Source organism: Mesorhizobium sp. M2A.F.Ca.ET.039.01.1.1 (genome assembly GCF_003998035.1).
In the GTDB taxonomy this organism is placed as follows: Bacteria; Pseudomonadota; Alphaproteobacteria; order Rhizobiales; family Rhizobiaceae; genus Mesorhizobium.
This window is the reverse complement of record NZ_RZRY01000694.1, coordinates 1-3208: the sequence shown is the minus strand read 5'-3', so window position 1 is coordinate 3208 and position 3208 is coordinate 1. Positions and strand designations below refer to the sequence as shown.

Annotated in this window: 3 protein-coding genes and 1 pseudogene; 1 reads left to right on the top strand and 3 read right to left on the bottom strand. The window is 59.8% G+C overall.

Features of this window, described 5'->3' with window-relative positions; genetic code table 11:
* Together EOA24_RS32005 and EOA24_RS32000 are read right to left on the bottom strand one after the other, a co-directional pair.
* Nucleotides 1–262, bottom strand: a pseudogene (locus EOA24_RS32005) (plasmid partitioning protein RepA); the annotation flags it as partial.
* 406 nt (nt 263–668) lie between these two features.
* Nucleotides 669–1016: a hypothetical protein gene (locus tag EOA24_RS32000; RefSeq protein WP_127410485.1), complete on the bottom strand. Its 348-nt coding sequence runs from the start codon at nt 1014–1016 to the stop codon at nt 669–671.
* A 458-nt stretch (nt 1017–1474) separates the two neighbouring features.
* Between EOA24_RS32000 and EOA24_RS41970 the strand changes: the two genes are divergently transcribed.
* Nucleotides 1475–1774: a hypothetical protein gene (locus tag EOA24_RS41970; RefSeq protein WP_189354402.1), complete on the top strand. Its 300-nt coding sequence runs from the start codon at nt 1475–1477 to the stop codon at nt 1772–1774.
* Between the two features lie 724 nt (nt 1775–2498).
* On the opposite strand, the gene EOA24_RS31985 is transcribed toward EOA24_RS41970, so the two are convergent.
* The gene (locus EOA24_RS31985) at nt 2499–2777 is read right to left on the bottom strand and encodes an antitoxin of toxin-antitoxin stability system (RefSeq protein ID WP_127410484.1); all 279 of its coding nucleotides are present in this window, start codon (nt 2775–2777) and stop codon (nt 2499–2501) included.
* Nucleotides 2778–3208 lie beyond the last annotated feature (431 nt).

The window sequence follows — 3208 nt, the reverse complement described above, 5'->3', positions numbered from 1 at the left end:
GCTCAGCCGAATATGTCCGCCGACCCCCGGCGTGTATAGTTGGCTCGACACCTTTGCCTTCCAGGTGCAGCTTCTTGAGATTGCTAGTCGAAACCCCGAGGAAATACGCCGCTTCCCCGAGTGAGAATTGCCGCAAGGTCTTCCTTGCGTTCGGCGGGAATGTCTCGAAACGAAGCTGGTTCAGTTTCCTGGAAATCTCGCGGCCTTGTGCCAGAATGGTGTCGTCGAACAAAGGTTTCGACACGGGCGCCAATACATTCATGTTTTCCGGAACCTCAAGTGACGGCATTTCGGCGAAATTCTTTCGAATGCCGTCATTATGTCCGATTCGTTCGTGCCGACAAGAAATTTTAAGTTAACAAAAGGTTAACGCTAACTGTGCCAGAAAACTGTGCGGAACTGGTTGTGTGATTTTGAAACTCGGCACCCGTGTGTCCCGGGCAGGTTGGGAATGCGATCCGACGGTTTCTATGCAAGCGGGGACTGTTCCAGTTTGGTTCTGAGCGCAAGGAAGATCGAAGGATTGTCGGCGATTCCGGCCTCAAGACATACGAGAGTGATAACCGGCTCGTGCAGATCTGGTCTACTCTAGGCAGCGATATTGGAATCAAAATAGGCTACCGAAGCGGCCCCGGTTTGACCGAATGCGCCTTCTGCAACTTCCCCATTCACCGCATCATTGGGTCTGTCGGACCGGCGTTGTCCGCGTTCTCGAAGAATCCGGCTTCGTGAAAGAGACACATTTCCGGCATTCTGAACGGCCAGACGACTGTTTTCGCTAGCTTTTTTTGCTGTTTAGACGGCAGTCTATTCGATATGCCATCGCGGTCCGCCGCGCGCATGGCCGACGGCGGACGGTCGTGCCCCCGCCCCAGAGCGTGAACTCCCGCGAAGCCAAGCGTCACCATCTCGACAGCCGTCAGGGGACCTGCGGGCGCGTGCGGGCCGTCGAGACACAACAGGCCTTGCGCCTTCAGGGCCGCTGCCACGTCTTCCGGCATGTCGTGCGTGGACAAACGATCGCGCTTGGCGGGATCCCACGGACGATGCGCGACGAACTTGATCAGCAGCGCCCTCCGGCGCCGAAGGGCAGCAGCCGACTATGACGGCCTGGCAACTACGCTTCGAGATAGCCGACGTCCGACGCAAGCGCGTTTAACGAGGTCTCGCCAGTGTCTTCCTTTCCCAGATGGCACCTAGCCAGAAACGCGCGGCGATCGAACGGCAGACCTAATCGAGCGCGTCGATGACGTTGGCGCGCCGTCAGCTTTGCTTGGGATGCGAGCTTTGGCACATGAATTCATGGCAGCCACCAGAACAGATACGGCTTGTCGGCCCAGGCTAGCAGAATGGCAACATCTTGGTCGGGCAGCCGACCCGTCTCGCGCGGAGGCGTTCGGCGATCGCGTGGCCGACATTCGGATCAACCCAGTGTCCGTGCGTCATCAGAAGAACCGGGCGAAGGGCAGGCCTCGTGGATGTCGAAGGCCCAGTGGGCAAGATGCGGTCGGTGGCCGCGCTCGATCGCTCCCAGTGGGCAAAAAAGCGGACATCGCGCGGCACGAAAATGAACCAGTCCGGATTGGCGTCTAGACTAAAACGCTCTGTCGCGCGTGCCGTCGGGGCCGACCTCACGGATGATGCAGTTTTCGAGCTCGGGCCGCCTCGCCTCGCGTTGCTCGCGTCCAAGGCGCCCACGGCGCGCCAAAAAACTCCGCATATGGACGATGCCGCGCAGGCGGTAGACGGACGGCGCGAGGGGTTCCACCAATAAGGAACATCAATGGTCACGATGGTGAAGGCAAAACCTGGAAAGTCCTTGTTGAGGGCGAGCTCGACATCGGCCGACTACCCCTCCAGAGATGCGAGTTCGGCCTCGACGGTGGCGGGCATCGGGCAAGCGGATCGGCTCTATTGTCATCCCGGCGCTCCTCACATCCAGGTGGTCCACTCAAGCAGGGCGAGAACATTAGACCAGATCAAGGAAAAAGCCACAAAGCCCTGCGTTTCCAGGGCCGCCCAATGATCCAAGGTCAGAATTTTCGCGGATCTGGGCGGCGAGACCAATCACTGTCGACAAGAGTCGATTGTGATAAACGCTGTAGCCTTTAGTTTCCGATCTCAGTTGAAGCGTAAGCTGAAATTCCAGCCCAAATTTCGGTCCTTGCGGGGTGCATTTACGGGAGTGTGGCGCGAAAATCCTGCCTTTGACATCAGCCCCGCCTTACTCTTTTGTCGGCCACCGGCGAGCTGTATGCACCAGAGCCAGCACCCACAAGTTTTCGCCTTCGACTTGGTAAACCAGACGCTAGCTCTCATGTGGAATCAGCTCGCGCGTGCCGGTGATTTTTCCGGTGCGGCCGAGCTTGGGGAAATCCGCCAGCCTCGCCACTACGTCGCTGAAAAGCTGGTCCATCCGAGCGGCCGCTGACGGGCTGTCGGCCGCAATGTCCAAATGTCGGCTCGGTCCTGTTCGGCCTCTGGCGTCCATACGACCCTCACGCCTGGCTTGCCGTCTTGGCACGCCGGGCGGCGAAGTCAGCCTCGATCTCATCATTCGTCCGGCCTCGGCCGGCCCGCATCGAGGACCGCGCGACCTCGACCTTGCGGCGGAGGAACTCGTCATACTCCCGCTCTTCGCGCCGGCGCTCAATGTAATCACGCATCAGCTCGCGAACCACCTGCGATGCCGGCCGATGGTCGGCTTCGGTTTCGGCCATGAAGGCGTCGCGTAGCTCCGGTTCGAGCTTCAACGTGAAAACCGCCTCTTTCGGCATGCTCGGCTCCTGCGGGCTAGATACTAATGAAGTATATACGTTGTCGTCACCAGCCGGCAAGCCGGCAAAGTCGGCCGTCCTCATGCGGGGGATGGGGCTTGCTCAAAGGGCACCTTGGTGAGGAGGGCAAAGCGCGGCCGCCTTACCGGGCGAGTGACATGCTTGTCGGATAGCCGCTCGACGTCGACGGTCTTGTTGCCTTTGAAGATGCGCAGGACGAGCGAGGCTCTCGCGATGCCGCCGAGGCGGATTCAGCGCAGTCTGAAATCATGATGGCTGGATGGATTTGGGAGCGCACGTACCGGCCGTCGTTTCCGTTGGCGCAGCCAGTCGTACCGGCCAAGCGGTGGTTCATTCGTCGCCGGCGAGGCCGTCGAACGCCTCCATCAGCGCATCGACGATCGCTTGGCCGAGCGCCTGTGCTGTCTCAG